General features: G+C 30.3%; 16 protein-coding genes, 1 pseudogene and 1 other annotated feature. Of the genes and pseudogenes, 3 read left to right on the top strand and 14 right to left on the bottom strand.

The annotated features are described in order from the left end of the window. Positions 1-13: 13 nt before the first annotated feature. From prdD to BS62_RS03805, 7 genes and pseudogenes are all read right to left on the bottom strand, one after another. A pseudogene (gene prdD, locus BS62_RS03835) lies at positions 14-1,252 on the bottom strand (proline reductase cluster protein PrdD). Between the two features lie 58 nt (positions 1,253-1,310). Beyond that, positions 1,311-2,036, bottom strand: coding sequence for a D-proline reductase (dithiol) protein PrdB (gene prdB, locus BS62_RS03830; RefSeq protein WP_496489925.1), 726 nt, complete (start codon positions 2,034-2,036; stop codon positions 1,311-1,313). A 20-nt stretch (positions 2,037-2,056) separates the two neighbouring features. After that, positions 2,057-2,326: a CBO2463/CBO2479 domain-containing protein gene (locus BS62_RS03825; protein ID WP_496489924.1), complete on the bottom strand. Its 270-nt coding sequence runs from the start codon at positions 2,324-2,326 to the stop codon at positions 2,057-2,059. Between the two features lie 28 nt (positions 2,327-2,354). Next, complete coding sequence (prdA, locus tag BS62_RS03820) at positions 2,355-4,250, bottom strand: D-proline reductase (dithiol) proprotein PrdA (protein WP_496489923.1); 1,896 nt, start codon at positions 4,248-4,250, stop codon at positions 2,355-2,357. Positions 4,251-4,268: 18 nt separating this feature from the next. After that, positions 4,269-5,555, bottom strand: a complete 1,287-nt coding sequence (gene prdC, locus BS62_RS03815) for a proline reductase-associated electron transfer protein PrdC (protein WP_496489922.1) — start codon at positions 5,553-5,555, stop codon at positions 4,269-4,271. A gap of 328 nt (positions 5,556-5,883) precedes the next feature. Beyond that, entirely contained in the window at positions 5,884-7,626 is a 1,743-nt protein-coding gene (gene prdR, locus BS62_RS03810; RefSeq protein WP_496489921.1) for a sigma-54 dependent transcriptional regulator PrdR, read from the bottom strand. A gap of 142 nt (positions 7,627-7,768) precedes the next feature. After that, positions 7,769-7,894, bottom strand: a complete 126-nt coding sequence (locus BS62_RS03805) for a hypothetical protein (RefSeq protein ID WP_496489920.1) — start codon at positions 7,892-7,894, stop codon at positions 7,769-7,771. 129 nt (positions 7,895-8,023) lie between these two features. Here BS62_RS03805 and BS62_RS03800 point away from each other — a divergent pair, with 129 nt between their 5' ends. Further along, positions 8,024-8,188, top strand: a complete 165-nt coding sequence (locus BS62_RS03800; protein WP_496489919.1) for a hypothetical protein — start codon at positions 8,024-8,026, stop codon at positions 8,186-8,188. Between the two features lie 35 nt (positions 8,189-8,223). Here the strand turns inward: BS62_RS03800 and BS62_RS03795 are convergent, their stop codons facing one another. Further along, a complete protein-coding gene (locus BS62_RS03795) occupies positions 8,224-8,919 on the bottom strand; it encodes a 4Fe-4S double cluster binding domain-containing protein (protein ID WP_496489918.1) in 696 nt (231 codons plus the stop codon). 205 nt (positions 8,920-9,124) lie between these two features. On the opposite strand from BS62_RS03795, the gene BS62_RS03790 reads away from it, so the two are divergent. Both BS62_RS03790 and BS62_RS03785 read left to right on the top strand, forming a co-directional pair. Beyond that, the gene (locus BS62_RS03790) at positions 9,125-9,328 is read left to right on the top strand and encodes a small, acid-soluble spore protein, alpha/beta type (RefSeq protein WP_490141729.1); all 204 of its coding nucleotides are present in this window, start codon (positions 9,125-9,127) and stop codon (positions 9,326-9,328) included. 147 nt (positions 9,329-9,475) lie between these two features. Beyond that, the gene (locus tag BS62_RS03785; protein WP_496489917.1) at positions 9,476-10,009 is read left to right on the top strand and encodes a DUF4364 family protein; all 534 of its coding nucleotides are present in this window, start codon (positions 9,476-9,478) and stop codon (positions 10,007-10,009) included. A 4-nt stretch (positions 10,010-10,013) separates the two neighbouring features. Here the strand turns inward: BS62_RS03785 and BS62_RS03780 are convergent, their stop codons facing one another. From BS62_RS03780 to uvsE, 6 genes are all read right to left on the bottom strand, one after another. Next, positions 10,014-10,880 (bottom strand): YncE family protein, encoded by an 867-nt coding sequence (locus BS62_RS03780; RefSeq protein ID WP_496489916.1) that lies wholly within the window; start codon positions 10,878-10,880, stop codon positions 10,014-10,016. Between the two features lie 132 nt (positions 10,881-11,012). Continuing rightward, a complete protein-coding gene (locus tag BS62_RS03775) occupies positions 11,013-12,311 on the bottom strand; it encodes a bifunctional folylpolyglutamate synthase/dihydrofolate synthase (RefSeq protein ID WP_496489915.1) in 1,299 nt (432 codons plus the stop codon). Between the two features lie 68 nt (positions 12,312-12,379). Continuing rightward, entirely contained in the window at positions 12,380-15,046 is a 2,667-nt protein-coding gene (locus tag BS62_RS03770; RefSeq protein ID WP_496489914.1) for a valine--tRNA ligase, read from the bottom strand. A 53-nt stretch (positions 15,047-15,099) separates the two neighbouring features. Then, positions 15,100-15,310: a binding site (T-box leader), on the bottom strand. A 49-nt stretch (positions 15,311-15,359) separates the two neighbouring features. Continuing rightward, positions 15,360-16,154: a polysaccharide deacetylase family protein gene (locus tag BS62_RS03765; RefSeq protein WP_496489913.1), complete on the bottom strand. Its 795-nt coding sequence runs from the start codon at positions 16,152-16,154 to the stop codon at positions 15,360-15,362. A gap of 156 nt (positions 16,155-16,310) precedes the next feature. Next, the gene (locus BS62_RS03760; protein ID WP_496489912.1) at positions 16,311-17,705 is read right to left on the bottom strand and encodes a [Fe-Fe] hydrogenase large subunit C-terminal domain-containing protein; all 1,395 of its coding nucleotides are present in this window, start codon (positions 17,703-17,705) and stop codon (positions 16,311-16,313) included. A 32-nt stretch (positions 17,706-17,737) separates the two neighbouring features. Beyond that, complete coding sequence (gene uvsE / locus BS62_RS03755) at positions 17,738-18,694, bottom strand: UV DNA damage repair endonuclease UvsE (protein WP_496489911.1); 957 nt, start codon at positions 18,692-18,694, stop codon at positions 17,738-17,740. Positions 18,695-18,697 lie beyond the last annotated feature (3 nt).

The raw sequence follows: 18,697 nt of genomic DNA, 5'->3' as shown, positions 1-18,697 counted from the left end.
TTAAACAACCCCCTTATTTTTTATTTCTCATTTTTAGTTTAAGAAAAGCTAAAGCTTTTCTTGCATCTATTTCTGCAACAGTGTTTTCTCCAACAACTTCTGTTTCTATGCCTTTAGTAGATTTATTAAAATCTACTATTGTATCCATATATTTATTAGTTACAACAAATTTGGCTTGAGTTCCTACAAAACTAAGTCCTACTACAGGTATTCCTCTTTTTCCTATTTCTTCTATTGTATTTGCATAGTCTACATGAGAGTTACCCCATCCATCTGTAGATATTATAACTCCATCAGCTCTCATAGCCTCTAGCCATGCTGCTGTTCTTTGCCCTACAAAATACTTTTCTTTGTTATCTTGAGGAGTACCTACTACTATTATTCCCATTAAATCTATATCAGTATCATTACTCACTATATCAAGCAATGGATCTCTAAAATGATGTAGTGAAGTTTCTTTTGTCGATGGTCCTATACCCATTATATCACCACCTTAAGTCATAGCTCTTAGTGCGCCATCTCTATATTCATTAGGAGATATTATCATTGGGACATTTCCTATATCTATTATTGACATACCTCCAGAAAGTCCACTAGGTTCACTTGAAAATAATTGATTGTCATACATAGCACCTTGCCCTGCTATTTGCTTTACTATAACTACCTTTTTAGAATTAGATCTTATTTTATCGTGGAATTCATGAAATTCAGTTGCTTCTCTTCCATCTTTTTCTTTTAATAATTCTCTTATGTTCTGGATAAAATTATCACAGGCTCTAAACGCTGATAAAGGTAATTTTCTTTCATATGGCAAACCACCTTTTAAGGTTACATCAAAATGTATTATATAGTCATTTTTAGATGGAGTACCAGCTCTTCCAAATACCATTTGTTCGCTTAATATTCCTTCTGATGATCCAAATTCATGCATTTGCTTTCCTTCTGTATCAGCTCCTGTTAACATTACATAAACTCCAGTTAAAGTATGAGTTATACCTTCACCTAAATCACCTAAAACCTTTGTAGATATCGGAATTATATCCATTATTGTGTTTATTTCTCTATTGTAATCTCCAGGTTTTATTATATTAACTTCAATATTTTCAACAAGGTCTTCGTGTTTCACGATATCGTTTGTTAATTGACTATCAATAGTTAACATTCCTTTTTCAACTGAGAATTTATTTCCTATTTCTACTTTACCTATATGAAAGGACTTTATAACTAGTCTTCTTAATATTTTCTCTTCCATATAACCACCTATTTTTTTAAAACCCTTCTTTCTAACCGAAAGAAGGGTTTATTATTTTTTATACGTTTGCTACATACTCATATGGTAATGGAACTATTTTCCCAGCAGACGGTATTGCTATTAATTGTTTTAATGTATCTCTTAATATATTTGTTTGCATTTCTATGTTGTTTGGTTCACCAGCATTTGCACCCATTGGCACTAATGGAGCAACTGCTCTAGGAGTACCATTTTGTCTTACTACTGGAGGTAGAGCTGCTACTATTATTGTAGGTATCCCAGCTTCCTCTATTGCTCTCTGCACGATCACGGCAGATCTATGGCAAGTACCTCAGCCAGCAGTTAAGACACAAGCGTCTACGCCTTCTTCTTTTAATTTTCTAGCTATTTCTGGACCAGTTTCGTTAGTAAACTTATCTTGGTCTCCTCCACCACCCATGAAACCAAAGTGCATTGGAGCAACTTCTTTTATAAATCCTGCTTGAGCTAACTCTCTTAATCTATCTATAGGGAACATACAGTTTATATCTTTGTTAACATCCCCATTATCATACCCACCATGAGATACCATCATTTCAGATACCGGAGCATCTCCTGGTATTTCTCTATATGAGAAATCTCCTGCTAAGTTAAATCTCTTGTCGCTTTTTAAATGAACACCAGCAGCTGTAGCTAAAGCTATTTTCATATCTTTCAATTCTTTAGTCACAGGAGTCCATACTGGCGGAGGTGTTATTGGAACAAATATTTCTGATTGAAGTCCTTTTATTGTTGTAAGACTCATGATTACATCTCCTTCCTGTATTATTTATTATTTTGTTCTTTACGTCTATTGTTTTCTTCTATTATATCAGCGTATTTCTTATTTGGTTCAGGTCCTAGAACCTCAGGATAACTCATTACAAATCCAACTTCTTGACCAAGCTTTAATTCATAATCAGTTATAAGCATTCTCTTAGGCATCTTGAATTGTCCAAGTCTACCCTTAAGGTCTATAGTTACTCCACCATCGTTGATTTCAACTATAACGCCTTCATACATTCTTTCAGTTGATATATATTTTAATCTATCCATAAAGTATCACCTGGTTTCCATTAGCTTATTATTTATTGTCTTTTTCGTATATCTCTTTTCTCTTTTTACTCATTGGTAATACTTGCTCATTTTCAACTAATTCTATTTTTGAATCAGTTGCTTTTTCTATTAACTCTACGTTGTTTAATTTAACATTGCTATTCCATTTTCTTTCTGCAGGCTTAACTTCTTCTCCAGCCATAACAGATTTAACCATAGCTAATGCTCTTATAGCATCTTCTTTACATAATGTGTTATTTGATAATACTTCGTTTTCTATACCGTACTTAGACTTATTGTTGTCTACCATATACTTCATGAATTCATTACCAACAACTAGTGCACCTTGAACAGCAGAGAAACTCATACCAACAACAGCTATATGTCTCTTTCCTATTTGCTCTATATGAGAAGCAAAATCTATATGGTTATTACCAAATCCTTCTGTAGTAACTATAGCACCATCAACGCCCATAGCTTCTATCATCATACCTAATCTCTTAGATACATAGAATTTTTCAGAGTTAACTTGAGGTGATCCAACAAATATTACTCCTACTAAATCTATCTCAGGATCATTCATAGCTTCTATTACTAATGGCTCTCTATAGTAATGTCTAGAGTTTTCTTTAGAAGCAGGTCCTATACATGTTAATGCATGTATACCACCATCTAATACTTCAAGTGGAGATAACACAACTGGAACGTTTCCTAAGTCAACGTTTGGTTTAGCTCCTAATGTACCTACAGGTTCAACTGGTAATATTAAGTTGTCATGCATTGCGCCTTGACCCATTATTTCTTTTACTACTACTACTCTCTTTTTACCTGGTCTTCTGTATTGTACTATTTCTTCAGTATCTACTACTAAAGATTCTTCAGCTTGTTTTAAAGCTTCTCTTATTTCTTGAGTTATATAATCTGAAGCTTTGTGAGCAGCTAATGGACCTGGTCTTTCCATGTTAGTACCAGCTTTTATTATTACTTCAGTCTTTATGAATATATCGCCTTTATCAGGAGCACCTGGTCTTCCCCACATTATATTTGTATCTAATTCACCTTCAGATGAACCAAATTCTCCTATTTGAACTCCATTTTCATCTGTACCTGTTACCATCATTATAACGCCATCTACTACTCTTGTTGTTCCTTCTCCTAATTCACCTACTTCTTTAGTAGCTATAGGTTGAACATCCATTATAGTTTCACTATAAGTGTTGTATTTATCTGGAGTTATTATTTCAACTTTCATACTTACTACTAACTCTTCTGAGTCAACAGCTTCTTTGCATATTTCTTCAGGATTTCTTACATATAAAGTAGTTCCTTCTATCTTTGTTTGTGGGCCAAATTCTACTTTTTCTATTTTGAAATGTTTTTTAACTAAGTTTCTTATTGGCTTAGCTATTTCATTTTCTACTTTAACTTCATTTGAAACTTGTGCTGGAGTCGCTATAGGTGCACCTACTTGTGGAGTTGCTATTCCCATAGCTGGAGCTATAGATAAAGGTATTTCTAAGTTTATATCTCTTCCTTCACCTATATGTATCTTTATAGTTTGACCTCCAAATGATGCCATTGGTGCAACTGGTGCTACAGGAGCAACTGTATTTACCATTTCTACCATATCACCATTATCTACTTTTGCTTCTTCTTTAACTTCTTCAGTTCCTTGTACTGCATCTAAATATTCAGCAGTAAATGGAGTTAGAGCGTCTATAGTTTTCACTAACTTAGCACCTAAAACTTGACCTATCTTTAATCCATTATCAGGTATTTGTAATAAACCAGAATCCTCTAAATCTGGGAATATAGCTGGATCTTCTAGATTAGATGCATCTAATGTTATTCCAGCTTCAAATCTACAGCAAGACACGGCTGGATCTTGAGCGTGAGCCTTAGCTGTTTCTGCAGTTATTGACATATGATTTACCTCCTTGTGCTATTTTTTTCTTCTATATAATTTATGTCCGGCAGCTCTTAACACATGGTCTGTGCTGTGATATACAGGCATCCCTAACCTAGGGGCCACATTCATGACTGTGTTAGTTCAGTCCTCACAACCACCCATAATTACTGCCTGAGCTCCCTCACTTTTTAACTTGAGACATTTTTCAGCTTGACCAGGACATATCCCCGGCTGATCGCATCTATATCTCCCATTTACTTCTACCATTCTCTTACATTTTGTTTCCGATACTACTTCTGCACCCATTGAATGTGCTATTTCTCTTAATCTTTCTTCTTGAGCTCCACATTCACATGCAATAATTCCTATTTTTCTTATTTCATTTGGGAACGGCATAGCTACAAGTATTCCACCTAGAGTTTTAGTTATAGGGCTTTCTTCTTCACCATGTCTTCCAGTAAAAGGTCCACCTAAAACTATCTCTCCATGTGGCTCAACATAACCACCACATTCATCTATATAGTGTTTGATAGACATGCCTATTGGTACATTTTTAAATACTTTACCATTGTTTTCTGCACCCTTAACTCTTCCACCTATTGTTATATCTTTTGTTATAACAGGTTTTCTATCTTCTATAGCTTCAACTATATTTTTTATAGTTTCAACGTTAGATACAACAGAGTTTGCTTCTAGAGGGAGTTGCCCTGGTTGTAATGTTATTCCTAACAATTCTCTTATGATAACTCTTTCATCTCCAGCAGGATACATATCTGACAAGTATTTTATTTCTATGTTACTTTCATTTTTAGAAGCTTTTCCTAATGCTATTATTGCTTTTTTATACTTAGGCTTTATAGCTATATAAGCTTTAGAAGCATTGGTTATTTCCATCATATATTTTAATCCCCTTACTACTATTTCAGGGTTTTCTTCCATTACTACTACATTGTGATTTAAAACAGGTTCACATTCAGCAGCATTTGCTATTATGCATCCACCTTTTAAATCTACACTTAGTTTGACATGTGTTGGAAATCCAGCTCCACCAGCACCTACGATACCAGCTTCTTTTATTGCTTCTAGATAATTTTCTGTTTCTTTTATCTTTATATATTCTTCTGGTTGATTTTTATCAGCTTCTATAGTTATTGCACTTTCATCTATATTTACTACTTTCCCATATACACTTGCATGTATATTTGCTCCTAAGCCCTGAGGTTGTGCTATAAGTTGACCTTTTTTAACACTATCGCCTTCATTAACTATAGGAGTACAAGGTGCGCCAACATGTTGTTTTAATTGTATTGATACTTTCACTCAGTTCACCTCCTATCACTTTGGTTTACACTATATATATTAGCAACTCTCATGCCAACTTTAGTTTTTTTGTTATTTTTTTATAAAAGTTTTTTTGAATAGTTGGCATTACTTCTATAGAGTGTGTCTATTTTTAAGATTTTAAACTATAAATTTTAATTTTAATTTTTGGTATTTTTATTATTTTGTCAGATTACTGACACCTTTTCTCTTGTATACAGTATGGAATTTGTTATTTTTATGTCGAATTGTGTAATTCTCAATTGTCCATTTCTAAATTTTGTTAAAAATTTATTGCGTCGATTTTTAGACAGATGTCAGTTATCTGTCATATAATTTTATATAGCTCCATTTTGTAATACAATGTACTTCTAGGAATATTTAAGATTTTAGATGCTTTAGCTTTATTGCCTTGTGCAATTTCTAAAGCTTTCTTTATTCTATCGGTTTCCAATTGTTCTATTGCCTTGTTTAAATCCAGTGGATATTCTTTATCAGAACTTACATCTTCTATATTTTTTAGTATATAACTTGGTATAAGCTCTTTTGTTATAGTGTCTTTGGTACATAATACAACTAGATGTTCTATCGTGTTTCTAAGCTCTCTTATATTTCCCTTCCATTTATAGTTTTCCAATATATCTACAACTTTATTATCAATTTTTAACATTGGTTTATTATTTTGGTTGCATATTTCTTTTAAAAAGTTATGAATTAATATTCCTATATCTCCTTTTCTTTCTCTTAAAGGAGGTAAATCTATTTCTACAACATTTAATCTGTAATATAAATCTTCTCTAAATTGTTCATTATGTACTAGTTCCTCAAGATTTTTATTTGTAGCCGATATTATTCTTACATTTATAGGTATAGTTTTTTCTCCACCGATTCTTCTTACTTCTTTTTCTTGAAGAACTCTCAATAATTTAGCTTGCATGTGTAGAGGCAAATCTGCTACTTCATCTAAAAACACAGTTCCTTCACTTGCAAGTTCAAATATACCCATTTTCCCTTTTTTATTAGCTCCAGTAAAAGAACCAGCTTCATATCCAAAAAATTCACTTTCGAATAGTTCATTTGGAATTGCACTGCAGTTTACAGCTATAAATAAGCCCTTTCTCTCACTATAGTCATGTATAGCACGTGCAAAAACTTCTTTTCCTGTTCCACTTTCACCATATATAAATATACTGCTAGTAGTTTTTGATATTTGTTGAGCTATTTCTATAGACTTTTTTAAGCTTTGACTTTTACCTAATATATTACTAAAGCTATTATTTGATATTTTTTTCATTTCATTTTCTAGAAACTGTAACGTATTATTAGCTTTTTCTAATTCATTTGTTAATTTTGTAACCTCAGTAACATCTAACTCCGTACAAACAGCCCCTAAGAACTCACCATCTATAAATATAGGGCTTGCACAAACTAAACTATCTATATCTTTTCTTGGAGATTGAAATACATCACTAACAGGTTCTTTAGTTTTCAGAGCTTTAAGAGATATAGCATTGCCAAAAAATTCATACATAGACTTGCCGACTATTTCGGACGATTTTATACCGTACATATTTTCCATTACCTCATCCCAAAATACAACTACCCCATCGCTGTCAATAACACAAACTCCTTCTTTCATACTTTTTATTATATTGTTAAGTGCTTTACTAGTTCGCTCTAATCCCATATAAAAATAGTCTCTTATATGATCTTGCCTTATAACGCCTATTATTTCACCATTTTCTAATATAGGAAGAATACCTATTTGATGTTCCATCATTATATTTCTACATTCCATTAAATTAGCAAGTTTATCTATAGATATTACTTTATTTATCATAATATCTTTAATTAAAGTTTTATCTTTTTTTTCATCCTTCTTATATTTAGATATATCTGTCATTGACAATAATCCTATTATCTTGTTATATTCATTTACTACAAATATTTCTCTTAAATTATTTGTAAGCATCTTTTCTATTGCACCTTCTATATACTCATTTTTATTTATTGTTATATATCGTGTAGACATTATATCTTTAACTATTTTTTCATTAGTTAGAAATAACATAATTAATCAACCTTCTTTCTTAAATGGTTTGTATTAAGTAAAATTATAACACAATTAATTGCACAATAAAAAAGTGCCGATAATTAAATTATCGGCACTTTTTATTTATATTGTTTAATAATTGTTGGGGTTTCATAATCATCTATAGTATAGCTTTGCTTATTATGCTTTTTACTCCATAAAAACAAAGACCTAGTGTTATTAATGATATACACAGTAGTAATAGACTCAAAATTATTCCTTTGGTTTTATACATAAAAAATTTCATATTTAACCCCCTACCCATAGTCCATTGCAGAAATAAATTCTTACTAAAAATCTATTTTTAATTTTTTCAAAAAATTACTACAAAATTAAATTTATTAAATGGGCAGATTATTATTAGGAGGTGATTTATATGTCAATTATAAGAAGTAGTTATGACAACGTAAATGGAAAGCGAACTGAAACTGGAAGAGTTACTATAAAACTTGATACAAGAAGTTATTGGAGAGAAGCTCATAATATACATGAAGGTGTAAGAAAAGATAAAAAATTAAAATTTACTAGAAAAGTCAAATAACATATGTAAGGCTTCCTTTTATAGGAAGCCTTACATTACCTTTTTAATACATTTTTTCCTTTAGGACAGTTTTTTATACATATACCACAAACAGATCCTCTTCCTATATGGTAATAATGATTGTTCATATGAGAAGAACATGCTCTAGGATCATACAAATCTTCTCTAGTTTTAGTTGTGTCCCAGTTAACACCTTTTATCGCAAATGCTGGACATAATCTTGTACATATATTACATTCTCCACATTTGGATTCAGAAATAGGGTTATCATAATCTAATGGCATATTAGTTAATATTGTTCCTAGCCTAATTCTAGGTCCAAATTCTTCAGTTACAAGTAATGCGCTTTTTCCTACATATCCTAGACCAGATAATGTAGCTACCATTTTATGAGACAAAAGAGCTTTATATTCTCTTTCTTCTTTGTTATCATTTATAGATTGAGATGAAGGGATAGCTATAGCTAAATATCCCATTTGTTGAATTTTCATAGTTATTTGCAAAGTTATTTGATCTATAAAAGTATTAACTGTTCTGTAATGATGATAATAAGTATGAGTTGGCTCATTTTTTATATGACTGATAGTCTCATCGGACAATCTAATAGCTATACTTATACCGCTATCTAAATGCGATAGTTGATCTGGTAAATGACCTGATACATTTGCAAATCCAACTTTAGAAACTCCTAGATTTAATATATATTCTTTTAATTCTACGCTTTTATTCATAATATCACTTCTCCTTTTATAGTCAAAGGTAAACATAAATTATATTATATATGTTTATTGACAATAATAGAAATAATTTTTTATAATCTTCCTAAAATTTCCTAGAATTTTTACGTATAGATACTTACAATGAGGTTATATTAATATTAACAACATCAAAAGGTGTTGTTAATAAAAAAAAGACATCCACAAGGAGGCGTTTACTATGGCAAACAGAAACCAAAAAGTTGTTCCAGAAGCTAAAGCTGCATTAAATCAAATGAAGTTAGAAATAGCTAATGAATTAGGTTTATCTAATTATGAACAAGTAGACAAAGGTAACTTAACAGCTAGACAAAACGGTTATGTAGGTGGATATATGACTAAAAAGTTAGTTGAAATGGCCGAAAGACAAATGTCTGGAAAATAGTAAATAGACACCTATGGATTATCGCAAAAAGAAAGGCTGCCCTCAGGGTAGCCTTTTTATGTGCATAAAAATACATAAAAACCCACTTTCAATTTTATAGATTATAGTTTAATATATACATAGATACAATTTAGAGAGGATGATAGTATGTTTGAAAATTCATCTGAAGAATTAGCTTCCAATAAGCTTTTAATTTTATATATATTAGATAAGGTTAAAATGGATTTAACTAATTCTCAAATAACGCAATTTATTATGGAAACAGAACTTATGAATTACTTTTCTCTTCAAGAATTTTTATCCCAACTTATAGAATCCAATTTTGTTCAAATTTTTAGTGAGTCTAATAAAGAATTTTATTGCCTAACAAATAAAGGTATTCAAGCTTTAGAATATTTCTTAGGAAGAATACCTCAAGATATAAAAGATAAAATAGATGTATATACAGTAAAAAATAAAGATCAAATTCTAAATGATACTCAAGTTAAATCAGATTTTATTAAAGTAAGTGATAACGAATTCATAGTAAGTCTAAAAGTTATTGAAAATCAAACAAATCTTATAGACTTAAACTTAAATGTTTCTTCTAATAAACAAGCTAAGCTTATATGCGATAACTGGAAGAACAATGCTTCACACTTATATTCCGATATAATACAACTTTTAATTAGTGCAGAGTAAGAGCTTACATACATATTATTGTTGTAGGCTCTTTTCCCACTTTAATACTTTTTACAAAATTATAATTTTCAGTTTCAAATACCTTTATATCATTTTCTAGTGTATCAGATACAAATATATATTTTTTGTCTTTAGATATTTCAAGTCCTTGTGGATTTCCACTTATACCCATCTCATATTTTATATTATATGTGTCACAATCTATTACTTTTATATTTTTGTCTAATAAATCTGTAACATAAATTTCATTTTTATTATTGTTTAAACATATCTCCACAGGAAATCTAAACTTATCTATTATTTTTTTCAAATTCAAATCTTTTTTATCTAATACTACTATTTTCCCGTCTAATGTAGATGCATATATTAAATCATTTAATTCGTCTATTTTTATATGCCATGGTTTAAAGTTAAACTCAACTTTTTTATCTACAGCTTTATTTACTACATCTATTGATAATATAGATTTATTACAAGGCACAAATAACCTATTTGTACTTTTATCAAATGCAAAACCATGAGGCATATTGTCAACACAAATTACTCCTACAGGAAGTAGATTATCTTTATCTACTATATAGATACTATTAGAATCCTCATTAGATATAAATATCTCATTATTACATAAGGCTATCTGACTTAAATTTCCTCCTATCGATACACTATCTACTATTTTAGATTTATTTATATCTAATATGTATAAAATTCCATTAAATGAGCTTGGAATATAAAATAGTTTATCATTAGGATTAATGCAGAAATGGTGCGGATAAATACTTTCATCTAAGAATACTTCTTTCTCAACTTCTAGTTTTTCATAATTAATTACACTTATACTCTTAGACGCATAATTAGAAACAAATATTCTCAACTTTCCATCCTCCCCTCTCAATATGTTAAACTATATGTACTATACTAATATATTAGATATTGAGCTTGTTTAATTCTCTTTTTATTAATTTTTTTTGCAATTAAATAGAGCGGATAATATCCGCCCTACTTATTATTTATTCTTTATAATACTTCTAATTGTGCCTATCATATATAAAGATCCTGCACTTATTATAACTTCATCTTTATGTGAATTTTTTAATGCATAATCTACAGCTTTTTCTATACTATCTAACGCTATAACTTGTTTATTGTATTTTTGTATTTTTTCTTTTAATTCTTCAGGACTTAGAGCTCTTGGATTATCTGGTGTAGTAGTTATAGCCTTACTACATCTAGGTATAAGTATTTGCAGTACAGAATCTACATCCTTATCCTTTAACATACCAATTATTAATGTTATATCTTTATCTTTAAAATGTTTATCTATAGATTTTGCTAAAGAGTTAGCACCATCCTCATTGTGAGCACCATCTATTATAAATACAGGATTATCCTGTAATTTTTCTATCCTTCCAGGCCATCTAGTTTCATTCAATCCCTTAAGTACATCATCATCAGATATTTTTAAATTATATCTATCTTTTAATACTTCTATTACATTTAGCGCAACTACAGAGTTATTTATTTGATGTTCTCCTATTAAGCATATTTCAAGATTATTATATTCTTTTTCTAATACTTTACAAGTAAATATTTGAGATTCAATTGTAGATTTTGCAATTTCTACACTTCCAGTGTTCGCCATTATATACTCTGCATTTTTTTCTTTGCAAACTTCAAGTATAACACTTTGAGCTTCTTCTTCCTGTGGATGTATAACTACTAAACCATTTTCCTTTATTATTCCAGCTTTTTCATAAGCTATTTTTCCTATTGTATCTCCAAGTGCATCTATATGGTCTAAACTAACAGGAGTAATAACGCTTACTAAAGACTTATTTATAATATTAGTAGCATCATATCTTCCACCCATTCCAACTTCCAAAACAACATAATCTACTTTTTGTTTGTAATAGTAATAAAAGGCCATAGCTGTAACTATTTCAAATTCAGTAGGATAACTGTATCCTTCACTTACCATTTCATCTATTTTAGTTTTTATTAAAGTAACTATAGATGCTACTTCTTCTTCAGGGATATTATATCCATTTACCCTTATTCTTTCTGTAAATGTTTCAAGATAAGGAGACGTATATAAGCCTACATTATATCCAGCAGTTTGTAATATTTTTGTTATGAAAGAACAAGTTGAACCTTTCCCGTTAGTTCCAGCAACGTGTATTATATTTAAATTATCTTGAGGATTTCCCAACATCTCCAAAAGCTTTGATATATTTTCAAGACCTAATCTTATTCCAAATTTATGTGTTTCCTCTATATACCTTAGTGCATCTTCGTAAGTCATCATAAAAAAACCTCTCCCCCATTTTAAAAAGTGAATATACAGCTATGCCATATATTCACTTTAATTATATACTATTTTAGCTTAGATTTTAAGTTATCTAATCTCTCAATCACAGAATTCATCATTTCCTTGTACTTTTCTTCTTTAGCTTTTTCTTCTTCTATTAATTTATCTGGAGCCTTAGCTAAGAATCCTTGGTTAGAAAGCTTTCCGCTAACTCTTTTTAATTCTCCTTCTAGCTTAACTCTTTCCTTTTCTAATCTTTCTATTTCTTTTGCAAAATCAACTAATTCATCAAGTGGTATATATATATTAACTCCTTCTATAACAGTACTTACTGCATCTGAAGGTATGTTAGAGTCATCACTTGCTATTTCAACATTTGAAGCAGAAGCCAATGTTACAAAATAGTCTCTACCTTGTTCTATAGTTTCTAATTTTTCAGGTGTTGGAACTATTATAACTTTTGCCTTCTTAGAAGGTGGAACATTCATTTCTGCTCTTATATTTCTTATATTTCTTATACCTTCCATTAATAATTCCATCATAGACTCTTCTTTTATCATATTATCAGACTCTATGTATTCTGGCCAAGAAGATATAACTATGCTTCCATCTACAGTTGGAAGATGATTGTATATTTCTTCAGTTATAAAAGGCATATACGGATGAAGTAATTTCAATATTTTTTCAAGTACATAAGTTAATGTATATAATGCAGTCGTTTTAGCTTCTACATCATCTGAATATAGTCTAGGTTTTACCATTTCTATATACCAGTCACAGTATTCAGACCAAGTAAAATCATATACCTTTTGAAGTGCCATACCAAGCTCGAATTTTTCCATATTTTCAGTTGCTTCTTTTACAACATTATTAGCTCTTGATATTATCCACTTATCAGCTAAAGTTAAGTTATTAGATACACTTTCTCTATCTACATTTTTTATTAGTTCTTCATCTATGTTCATAAATACAAATCTAGATGCATTCCAAAGTTTATTTGCAAAGTTTCTAGCTGACTCAACTCTTTCCATGTGGAATCTCATGTCATTTCCTGGAGAGTTCCCTGTAGCTAATGTGAATCTTAACGCATCAGCTCCATAAGCTTCTATTATTTCTAATGGGTCTATACCATTTCCTAACGACTTACTCATCTTTCTTCCTTGAGAATCTCTAACTAAACCATGTATTAAAACATGTTCAAATGGCATTTCATCCATACAGAACGTTCCAGCAAATACCATTCTAACTACCCAGAAGAATATTATATCGTATCCAGTAACTAATACATTAGTTGGATAGAAATATTCAAGTTCAGGAGTTTTATTTGGCCAACCTAAAGTTGAAAACGGCCATAATGCAGAACTAAACCAAGTATCTAGTACATCTTCATCTTGTTTAAATGAATTGCTATTACACTTAGGACATTTATCTGGTCTTTCTCTAGATACAACTATTTCTTCACAGTCTTGGCAATAATATGCTGGTATTTGATGGCCCCACCATAATTGTCTAGATATACACCAGTCTCTTATATTTTCTAACCAATGTAGGTATGTCTTTTCAAATCTTTCAGGTACAAACTTAAGTTCACCCGACTTAGCTACTTCTATTGCTGGCTTTGCTAACTCATCCATTTTTACAAACCATTGTTTTGATAATCTAGGTTCTATTACTGTATGACATCTATAACATTCTCCAACATTGTGATTATGATCTTTTATATTTAATAAGTACCCTTGTTCTTTTAAATCTTCTACTAATTGCTTTCTACAATCATATCTATCCATACCTTTGTACTTACCAGACTTTTCGTTCATTGTTCCATCTTCATTCATAACGTTTATTCTTGGTAAAAAATGTCTTTGAGCTATTTCAAAGTCATTAGGGTCATGTGCAGGAGTTATTTTTACTGCGCCAGTCCCAAACTCCATATCAACATAGTCATCTGCAACTATTTCTAATTCTCTTCCAACCAATGGTAGTATAGCATTTTTACCAATTAAATCTTTATATCTTTCATCATTTGGATTAACTGCTATTGCAACGTCACCTAACATTGTCTCAGGTCTTGTTGTTGCTACTTCTATATATTTATCGCTATCTTGTATAGGATATTTTACATGATAAAAGTTACCTTCGTGTTCCTCATGTTCAACCTCTGCATCTGATAAAGTTGTTTTACAGTCTGGACACCAGTTTATTATTCTATTACCTCTATATATATGTCCCTCTTTATATAACTTCACAAAGAATTCAGTAACGGCCTCATTACATCCTTCGTCCATAGTAAATCTTTCTTTTGACCAGTCACAAGAGTCCCCTAATTGTTTCATTTGGTCTACTATTTTTCTACCAAATTCATTTCTCCAGTCCCAAGCTCTATTTAGAAATTCTTCTCTTCCTAATTCATACTTAGACTTTCCCTCTTGTTCTCTTATTCTTTCAACTACTTTAACTTCTGTAGCTATACTTGCATGGTCCGTTCCAGGTTGCCATAAAGTCTCATAACCTTCCATACGTTTCCATCTTATAAGAACATCTTGTAAAGTATGGTCCAGAGCATGACCCATATGTAATTGACCTGTTATATTTGGTGGAGGAAGCATTATAGTAAAAGGCTTCTTATCTTTATTTACATTTGCCTTAAATAAATCTTTTTCCAACCATTCATTATATAATCTTTTTTCAAAATCTTTAGGATCATAGGTTTTCGGTAAGTTCGTTTTCTCCATAGTAATTCTCCTTTTAAATAGATTTTTTCCAATAAAAAAGAGCCTTTCGCATCATTAAGGACGAAAAGCTCGCGGTACCACCTTATTTCCAGCAAAACTGGCTCTTGAATAGATTTAACGACTCCCGCCGTCTAAGCCTACTATTATTTCAACTTAGAAGCTCCAAAGCTACCTTCTGTAAATCATTACTTAGAAAATCTTCCACCCTAGGATTTTCATCTCTGTAAGTTGTATTTACATACTCCTCTTTTTCATAGCTTTTAAATATTTTTATTTATATAGATTATATATATCCTGATTATTATTGTCAATATTAATTATTTTTAAAACTATTTAGCCAATAATTTTGAGGAATATCTTTTTCGTTTATTTTCATAAGTACATATCCTTTAGATTTCAGATATGTTATCATTTGATCTAATGATTGTACTGTTTGATCTTTTTCATGCATTAATAAAACTACATCATCTTTTCCATTTAAATGATTTTTTACGTTATTTATTATATCCTCTGAACTAGCTTTCCAATCTTCAGTGTCTAAATTCCAATCCCAAATTTTATATTCTAATTCTACAAGAGCCTTATATGAATCATTTGGCATATATGGTTTACTTCCATAAGGTAGCCTCATAATATTGCTCTTAACCCCTGTTATGTTGTATAGGGTTTCCTTACATGTATCAAACTCTTCTACAGTGTGTTTCGAACTTTTATAAATTTTATGTATATTATGGGTAACACTATGAAATGCTGGAGTATGTCCACTATTTACTATGTTTTTTACTTGTTCTGGATAGCTTTTCATATTCCCATCTATCATGAAAAATGTTGCTTTTACATTGTGTTTTTCTAGTATTTTTATAATTTCATCAGTATATTTTGAAGGTCCATCATCAATTGTAATATATGCTATCTTTTCAGGTCTAGGTTTTGGACCTCTTTCATCAATCTCACTAGATTCCTTTATTAGTCTTGTTAATGTATTGTTAGCTAATTGCTCATCATTTATATTATAATTATCGTATGATAAAGAATAGTTTTTTGCTATATAGAATAATACAACAAAAGTTAAAAGAAAACTTCCTATTATTTTGATGTTTTTTCCCATACTACTGCTCCCCCTAAATATATTTCATAAATAATACGACAGTATTAGCTTACCATTTCCCCCAACAATCGACAAGTTACAGTTTTGTAAGTAGCCTTATTAAAATATAAAAAGCTAGATAACTTAGTATCTAGCCTTCTATATTTTTTTATTTAGTTATATGAATTTTCTTCTAAATATATCAGATACATTTTCTTTCTGATTATACGAATCTAAGAATTCTATTTTCTTTATGCCCAATGATGTTAAAAATTGAAGTACATTTATATTATCAAATGGAGTTTTCATGGAAGTTTCATTAGAGTACTTGTCTACATTTCTAGTACCCTCTTCTACACTTAAATTCCTTCTAGGTCCACCTACGCAGCCACCTATACATCCCATGCCTTCTATAAATGTAGCGTTAACTTCTCCATTTATTAGTTTTTCCAATCCCTCTTTACATTCTTTTGTGCCATTAAATGCTATAGCCTCAAATGGTATGTCATTACCCAGTGTTTTTACTGAAATTTCTATTGCTTTACTTACTCCCCCTACCCTTGCATAAGTTCTTCCAGCAAAGGAAGCTTCTACTCTATTATCTTCTTTCATATTCTTTACATCTATTTCTAATGCATTGAATATCTCTTCTATTTCTTTAAATGTCAAAACAAAATCTACTGCTCCTTTTATATCATCTAAGGTAATTTCTTTCTTTTTAGCTGTGCAAGGTCCTATAAATACAACCTTAGCAGTAGGATTTATTACTTTTATAGCTCTTCCACATGCTATCATAGGTGATACTGAAGGTGATACATTTTCTACTATTTGCGTATAATTCTTTTGTATCATACTTACCCATACTGGGCAACAACAACTAGTTATAAAATATTTTCCTTCATTAGTTTTCATATGGTGGTAATATTCATAGGATTCCTTAGCAGACAGTATATCTGCAGCTAGTGCTACTTCTATCATATCAGTAAATCCCATATGTTTTAATGCTGCTCTTATCTTTCCTGGACTAGCATCATGGCCAAATTGACCTACGTATGCTGGTGCTACTATAGCATAAACAGGGACTGTTTGATCTTTTAACATATTTATAATAGGAACAAACTCTACCTTATCTGATATAGCACCTAAATTACAATTATTCATACAGTCTCCACAACCACTGCAATTATTATTTTCATTACATTGCATATGTTTATCTCTTACATTACACTGTTCAATTCCATCTTCACTTATAGCTAATTCTGAACAGTTTTTACAAGCGTCAGTTATAACAGTTATTATAGGGTCTGATATTTCATTTAACCCTCTAGCCTTATTTACTATTTCCTTTAAACTTTCGTCTTTATATAAGTTGTTTATAGGATCTAAACCCATAACTACTCTTATAAAGTTTTTTAGTATAGCTCGCTCATTTTCATTTTTTACATCTTCCCCTAATATCTTGTCTGGCAATTTATCTATTTCTTCTATATTATCTTCCCAAATTAGCTTAACAATATGGTTAAATATTTTCATTTTATATTTTTCTAGTTTATTATCTATTATTTGAGACATATAAATTCCTCCTGTGTACCTTATTTCATTGGTTAAATTTCTAGTGTTGAGTCATCGATCCAATTCCATTCTTTTTTTAATTCCTTTATATCTTCTACTAATCTATATAATGCTAAGTCTTTTTGCTTAGCTTCTATCATCACATCATAATCTCTATTTAGTTTTTTCGTTTTTTCAATAAAGTTTATAAAATCATGAGGATTAATATAATCTGAATGTCTTTTATCTTTTTCTCCATCTTTTGGACTAGAGAAATGTATTTTAGGAGGTAGTATGTCATTTTTCCAAGTATTGAATATAGCTTCGATTAAGTCTTCTAGTTCATCATCATTACTATTACATACATGATGGTGAACATCTAATACCATAGGACAATTTAATTTTTCACATATGTACATAACTTCTTTTGCAGTAAATAATTTATCATCATTTTCAAGAATTAATTTTTCAGTTATGATTTTTGGAAAGTTATTAAAATTATGTATAAATCTATTTATAGATTCTTCTTTGCCACCTTGACCTCCGCCTATATGTATAACCATTTTTCCTTCTGGATAGTTTATATCTTCAAACAAGTTTATATGAAAAGATAAATTTCTTATAGTGTCCTGTACTACTTTTTCATTTACGCTATTTATAACATTAAATTGGTCAGGATGAGTATCCACTCTTAGATTACTTTTTCTTATTATTTTTCCTATATACTCAAGGTCTTTTTTAAAATACTTTCTATAATCCCAATTTACATCAGGATGAGTTGCAAGAGGTATCAAATTAGACGTTATTCTATAAAAGTGTATATTGTTTTCTATATTGTACTCTAATATTCTTTGTAAATCATTTAAGTTAGACAAAGTTACTTCTTTTAATTTTCTTAATTTTTCCTCTTCAGATATCATTTTTGAATATCTGGAATAAGTAACTGTACTTGATGATGTAACTTTAGGTAGTTTTAAAGCAATAGCTACGTACCCTAATCTTATGCGCATATT

The organism is Sporacetigenium mesophilum DSM 16796 (genome assembly GCF_059569055.1).
Note: the sequence above shows the minus strand (reverse complement) of the source record. Positions and strands in the feature narration are given on the sequence as shown.